General features: G+C 37.7%; 6 protein-coding genes. 3 read left to right on the top strand and 3 right to left on the bottom strand.

Annotation, left to right across the window (positions count from 1 at the left end; all coding sequences use genetic code 11):
• Nucleotides 1–251: 251 nt before the first annotated feature.
• From ABVZ64_RS11920 to cysK, 3 genes are all read right to left on the bottom strand, one after another.
• On the bottom strand, nt 252–1376 hold the full coding sequence (locus ABVZ64_RS11920) for a cysteine desulfurase family protein (RefSeq protein ID WP_352401231.1): 1125 nt from the start codon (nt 1374–1376) through the stop codon (nt 252–254).
• A 17-nt stretch (nt 1377–1393) separates the two neighbouring features.
• The gene (mnmA, locus tag ABVZ64_RS11915) at nt 1394–2536 is read right to left on the bottom strand and encodes a tRNA 2-thiouridine(34) synthase MnmA (RefSeq protein ID WP_352401230.1); all 1143 of its coding nucleotides are present in this window, start codon (nt 2534–2536) and stop codon (nt 1394–1396) included.
• 221 nt (nt 2537–2757) lie between these two features.
• Complete coding sequence (cysK, locus tag ABVZ64_RS11910; protein ID WP_352401229.1) at nt 2758–3690, bottom strand: cysteine synthase A; 933 nt, start codon at nt 3688–3690, stop codon at nt 2758–2760.
• Between the two features lie 230 nt (nt 3691–3920).
• Between cysK and ABVZ64_RS11905 the strand changes: the two genes are divergently transcribed.
• From ABVZ64_RS11905 to ABVZ64_RS11895, 3 genes are all read left to right on the top strand, one after another.
• Nucleotides 3921–4349: an RrF2 family transcriptional regulator gene (locus ABVZ64_RS11905; protein ID WP_352401228.1), complete on the top strand. Its 429-nt coding sequence runs from the start codon at nt 3921–3923 to the stop codon at nt 4347–4349.
• Nucleotides 4350–4663: 314 nt separating this feature from the next.
• Entirely contained in the window at nt 4664–5701 is a 1038-nt protein-coding gene (locus tag ABVZ64_RS11900; protein ID WP_352401227.1) for a polysaccharide biosynthesis protein, read from the top strand.
• A complete protein-coding gene (locus ABVZ64_RS11895) occupies nt 5698–6519 on the top strand; it encodes a sugar nucleotide-binding protein (protein WP_352401226.1) in 822 nt (273 codons plus the stop codon). The genes ABVZ64_RS11900 and ABVZ64_RS11895 overlap by 4 nt, the downstream gene beginning before the upstream one ends.
• Nucleotide 6520 lies beyond the last annotated feature (1 nt).

The raw sequence follows: 6520 nt of genomic DNA, 5'->3' as shown, positions 1-6520 counted from the left end.
ACAACCAGTTCAGCTTTCGTATTATCTATTCAAAAGTAGTTTGATATTTGTGACGTTTTTATGCATTTCGTGGCTGTCTGCCAACGGATATTAACTTTACCATAATAGTTTCCTTTTGTCAACACAATTTTCCAGTCTTTTTATATCTTTACTTATCAATCCTATTCTCTATTATTTTTAGGGTTTTATTCTTTAGAATTCAAATCTTAATAATTGTTTTTCATTCATCACTTTCTCAACACAAAAAAGCATTACTTTCTGACTAAGCCATGATAACATAAATCAAAAACTTCTATAAACTTTTGTATCTCCTTCTCCGTTGTCAAATGGCTTAAACTAATTCTCCATGAAGATAATGCCCTCCTTCTGTCCTGGCAAACTGCAAATATTGCCCCTGAAAACTCCCCATCCATGGAACAGGCAGACCGTACCGATACGCAAATCCCTTTTTCATCTAAAATCCTTTGAAAAACAGTGCCCTTTACTCCTCCTATACTTAAATTCAAAATATGAGGTACCCCATGTTCAGGACTATTTATACACACATTGGGATAGGCCTTCAGCCTTTCTCGTAAAATATGATTATAAACCTTTACCACTTCATTCCTCGCTTTTTCCTCCTTTAAAGCTAAGCCTAATGCTACCTCAATTGCAGCTGCAAGGGCCAAAGTGGGTGTGCCGCTACGATAACGTGTTATACTAGCTCCCCCATGAATCAAAGGCTCAATCTCTAAATTTTTACGTTTGAGTAATATGCCGCATCCATTTAAACCATAAAATTTATGTGATGTAAAGCACATGGTGTCCACCCCCTCAAATGATATTTGTACCTTCCCAATCGCCTGGGTAGCATCCACATGGAGGTGACAACTTGGGTAATCCTTCAGAATTTTCTTGATTTTAGAAATTGGTTGTTTACTTCCTAGTTCACTATCTACCGCACAAATTGCTACTAAAATAGTGTCATTACGCATTAATGACTTTAAATGATTCAAGTCTATTGTACCATCTTCTTTCACACTCACCAAATCAACTTCAAAGCCTTCCTCCTTTAACACGGAAAGGCAACCACTTACCGAAGCGTGTTCCAAAGGAGTTGAGATTATATGACGTCCAATTTGTTTTGAGGCATGGGCAATTCCCTTAATGGCCAAATTATTCCCTTCGCTTGCTCCTGAGATATAGATAATTTCTGTGGGACTTACCTTTAATAAGCGAGCAATGCCCTCAGTGACTTTCGCCATTTCTTCCTTCGATGCCTTACCACACTGATGGGAAGCGTTTGGGTTACCAATAAAATTGCTCTCAACCTGACAAAATCGCTCTAACACTTCGATAGCTACAGGCGTATTTGCTGCGTAATCCAAATAAATCATACTCTTCCTCCAATATACTATGGTAACTTATTATACTTATGATTTAGTAACTGCAACCCATCATGAACAACATTCAGAATTGTCCCGCCACCAACCACCACATCTTTATCATATAAAACCAAAGCTTGCCCCTGGGTAACTGCACGTTGCGCAACATCAAACTCCACTCTGATTTTCCCATCTCCAAGAGGAATTACAGTGCAGCATTGTTCCGCCTGTCCATAACGAGTTTTACCCATAAGCCTCATAGGTCTTTCCAATTTTGGAATTGAAATCCAATTCATTTCTTCAGCGATTAATGCGTAAGAGTAAAGCATAGCCTCGGATCCCACGGTAACCGTGTTATTTTCCATGGATTTTGCGCAAACATATACCGGCTTCCCCATAGTCAACCCCAATCCCTTTCGTTGTCCTAGTGTATAGCGAACAGCCCCCTTATGTCGCCCAACAATATTACCCTTTTCATCCAAAAAGTCCCCTTCGGGATATGCCCTTCCCCTATGTTCTTCCATAAATCTGGTATAGTCCCCATGGGGAACAAAACAAATATCTTGACTATCATGTTTTGCAGCATTAACAAAGCGAAGTTTTTCAGCCAGTTTTCTTACCTCTGTTTTACGTAAATGACCCAATGGAAATAAGGTGTGAGCAAGCTGATTCTGGGTCATGGCATAAAGAGCATAGCTTTGGTCTTTGGTCTCGTCTACGGCTTTTTTTAATAAATAGCGACCCGATTCCTTATCAAATACAATCCTAGCGTAATGCCCCGTCACAACATAATCCAATTTTTTCTCCCTTGCAAATTTCAATAACTTATTAAACTTCATATAACGATTGCAATCAATACAAGGGTTTGGTGTACCTCCTTCTTCATAAACACGAATAAAATTTTCTATGATTTGCTTACGAAAGTCCATAGTAAAATCTAGCACATCATAGGGAATATCTAATTGAAATGCGACCTCGCTGGCATCATCAATATCACGCTGAGAACAGCAAGTATGAAATCCGCATTGTCCAATGTCCTCATTCCGGTATAAACGCATTGTCGTTCCTTGGCATTGAAATCCTTTTTCCTTCGTTAAATAAGCTGCTATTGAACTATCCACACCACCACTCATGGCAATCAAAGCGGTTTTTATTTTTTCCTTATTTTCCATTTTGTTACTCCCTTGCACTAGAATTGAGTAAGTTTCAACCCTTGCTGATTCTTACTTTTATTACAAAACACGGCCAATTGCCACAAAACATAAATTTCATAACAATTGACCATTGTTTTCCCTCCATTTTGCTCTACATTACCTTAGTTTCAATAAAGAAGGATTCAGCAATTACTCATCATAAGCAAATTTAAGCTAGGCTTACTATAAATTTGTACAGCTTATTCACCAAACATTGGTGTTGTGAGGTAGCGCTCCCCTGTGTCAGGCAGTAACACCACAATATTTTTGCCAGCATATTCAGGGCGTTTTGCTATCTGAATTGCCGCCCATACCGCTGCGCCTGATGAAATGCCAACCAAAACCCCCTCAGAGCGGGCAATTAATCTGCCTGTTTCAAAGGCATCCTCATTTTCAACAGTAATAATCTCATCAAATATATCTGTATCCAGCACTTCCGGCACAAAACCAGCTCCAATTCCCTGAATTTTATGGGCTCCTGCGGTACCTCCGCTTAGCACTGGGGATGCTGTTGGCTCCACAGCAACAATCTTTATTTCTGGATTTTTTGATTTCAAATAAGTTCCTACCCCTGTTACCGTACCTCCTGTTCCAACGCCTGCAACAAATACGTCAATAGCTCCATCGGTGTCTTCCCAAATTTCCGGGCCTGTGGTTGCAATATGTATTTTAGGGTTAGCTTGGTTTACAAACTGCCCTGGAATAAAACTATTGGGAATTTCCTTGGCCAATTCTTCCGCTTTTGCAATTGCACCCTTCATCCCTTTCGTTCCATCGGTTAAAATCAATTCTGCTCCATAGGCCTTCATCAATTGACGTCGTTCAATGCTCATAGTTTCTGGCATAACAATAATCATACGATATCCCTTTGCCGCTGCCATTGCTGCTAAGCCAATACCAGTATTTCCTGACGTAGGTTCAATGATTACGGTGTCGGGTTTCAGTACCCCCCTCTTTTCTGCATCTTCCAGCATACTTTTTGCTATTCTATCCTTCACAGACCCAGCTGGGTTAAAATATTCTAGCTTTGCTATAACTTTTGCCAAAAGCCCTTGTTCTTTTTCTAAGTTCATAAGTTCTACAAGTGGCGTTCTACCAACCAATTGATCTACTGATGTATAAATGTTACGCATAAGAAATCCCTCCATAATTATGTTTTCTGATCCTAATTATCCAAAGCTACTCAACGACTACAACATCGAAATTCGTAATATTCATCCATATACCTATCTCCTTAGTATGTTTATAGGTATAATACTCCTACATCTTCATACTGTCAATGTTTATTTATCATTCTAAACTTTTTTATTTACTTTCCTATTTACCCTAATATATAATAGGTTTTAATATGGAGGGATAACTTATGATGATTTCAACAAAAGGTAGATATGCATTACGGGTAATGATTGATCTAGCAGAACACGCAGGAGGCTATGTCCCTTTAAAAGAAATTGCCGAACGTCAGGATATTTCAGAAAAATATTTAGAGATAATTATAAAATCTTTAGTAAAAGAAAAGATTTTGATGGGTCAAAGGGGAAAAGGCGGCGGTTATCGTCTCAATAAAGCTCCAGACGCTTATACCATTGGCGGTATTTTACGCATAACTGAAGGTAGCCTTGCCCCGGTGGCCTGTCTGGATGAAAAGTCAGAACAGTGCCATAGAATGCATGACTGCCGCACCATTAAAATATGGCAAGGCCTAGATGCACTGATTGCCGAATATCTAGATGGTATTACAATTGCTGATTTAATGGAGTCCCATAAACCAGGGGATAATTATGTGATTTAATAATAGCTTATCAGTATTTAATGCAAAAATACTCCGAAATAAAATACCTATTAACAAAACCATATTTATTCCTTTCAATACAATAGGACTTCATACAAAGACTTTCAAAAGAAGGCACCGTTCACCAAAATGGTAACGGTGTCTTTTTATTATTTTCATGATAAGGAATGTCCCTTCATTTCTGCACTTCCCCTTTGACCTTCAAATGCTACTTTTAATTTTTCAGCCACAAAAAGACATTCTGCAACATTGTGTACACACAAAAAAAGTCTCATCATATCATAATAAAGATATGTTTTTTTGGAGGAGTCGTAATGTCAGAGAATTTCAACGATAAAATATTGCTCATTACAGGAGGGACTGGTTCCTTTGGTAATGTAGTCGCAAAAAAATTTTTATATTATAATGACATAAAAGAAATTAGAATCTTTTCCAGAGACGAAAAAAAACAAGATGATATGAGAAAACAATATAAGAATGATAAATTAAAATTCTATATTGGTGACGTAAGAGACTTGCAAAGTGTGGATGTTGCAATGCGTGGGGTAGACTATGTTTTTCATGCCTCTGCCCTTAAACAAGTACCTTCCTGCGAATTTTTCCCCCTTGAGGCTGTAAAAACAAATGTTTTAGGTACAGATAATGTTTTAACCAGTGCCATTAATCAACGTGTGAAAAAGGTCATCTGCCTATCTACAGACAAAGCCGCATACCCCATTAATGCTATGGGTATTTCTAAGGCAATGATGGAAAAAATCGTCACTGCCAAATCAAGAACTGTTGCCCTTGATAAAACAAGCCTTTGTTGTACAAGGTATGGTAATGTTATGGCTTCAAGGGGCTCTGTTGTCCCCCTTTTTGTTGAACAAATAAAGACAGGGCATCCTCTCACCGTAACTGATCCCAAAATGACTCGTTTTTTAATGTCATTAGAAGAAGCCGTAGACCTTGTCCTATTTGCTTTTCATTACGGGAGTCAAGGTGATATTTTTATTCAAAAAGCACCCGCTTGCACCATTTTAGATTTGGCACAAGCTTTAAAAGAACTTTTTGATGCGCCCAACCAAATTACCACCATAGGTGCCAGACATGGCGAAAAGTTATTCGAAACTTTGGTAACAAAAGAAGAAATGGCACGTTCAGTAGAGCTAGAAAAGTATTTTAAAATTGAAATGGATCATCGAAATCTAAATTATGAACAATACCTTACGTTAGGAAATAGGAAAACTTTAGAATGCGAAGAATATACCTCTAACAATACCGTTATTCTTAGTATTTCACAAATTAAAGAAAAGCTACTTCAGCTTGATTTTATTCAAAATGAACTCGCTAATTGGAGGGCTAGATCATGATAAAAAGAATTCTAGTTCTAGGCGCAACAGGAATGTTAGGCAACACAGTATATGGCTATCTTGAAAAAAATCCAAATTTTATTGTAACACCTACCACACGAAATCCCCTTTCCCATGCAACTAAAGGGATTTTTTTCGATCCTTTGATCCAAAGCGTAGAAACCCTTCCTAAAAATTTTGACTACATGATAAACTGTATTGGTATAATAACACCTTTTATAGATAAAAACCCCCTTGTATCCTTAAAGATTAATTCAGTGTTTCCTTTGGAACTAGCAAACTTTTGTGAGTCAAATAACATACGGCTCATTCATATTACAACGGATTGCGTTTATTCAGGTAACCAGGGAAAATATGTAGAGACTGCGCCCCAAGATGCTTTAGATTTTTATGGCAAAAGTAAGTCTTTAGGCGAATGTTTTACTAATGCTATGGTTCTTAGAACGAGTATTGTTGGTCCAGAAATTCGTGGTTTTGTTAGCCTTTTCTCCTGGGCAAAATCTCAAGCTGGCAAAAGCATCGACGGCTACCAAACCCACCTTTGGAATGGCCTAACCACAAAATGGTATGCAAAAGTGTGCGAAAAAATTATACTTCAAGAATTTTATGACGTTGGCCTATTTCATATTTTTTCCGATGATGATGTAAGTAAATTTCAACTGTTGCAATATTTCAATGAAATTTTTAAGCTCAACCTTGATATCACAAAGGCTTATCCAAAAAAAGTTGACCGAACCTTACGAACAGAAAAATCTTTGTGTTCCAAACTAGAAATTCCCACTGTTAAAGAAATGATCATTGAAATGAGTAAGGAGTAGT

Source organism: Anaerotignum sp. (assembly GCF_040307045.1).
Taxonomy (GTDB): domain Bacteria; phylum Bacillota; class Clostridia; order Lachnospirales; family Anaerotignaceae; genus Chakrabartyella.
Note: the sequence above shows the minus strand (reverse complement) of the source record. Positions and strands in the feature narration are given on the sequence as shown.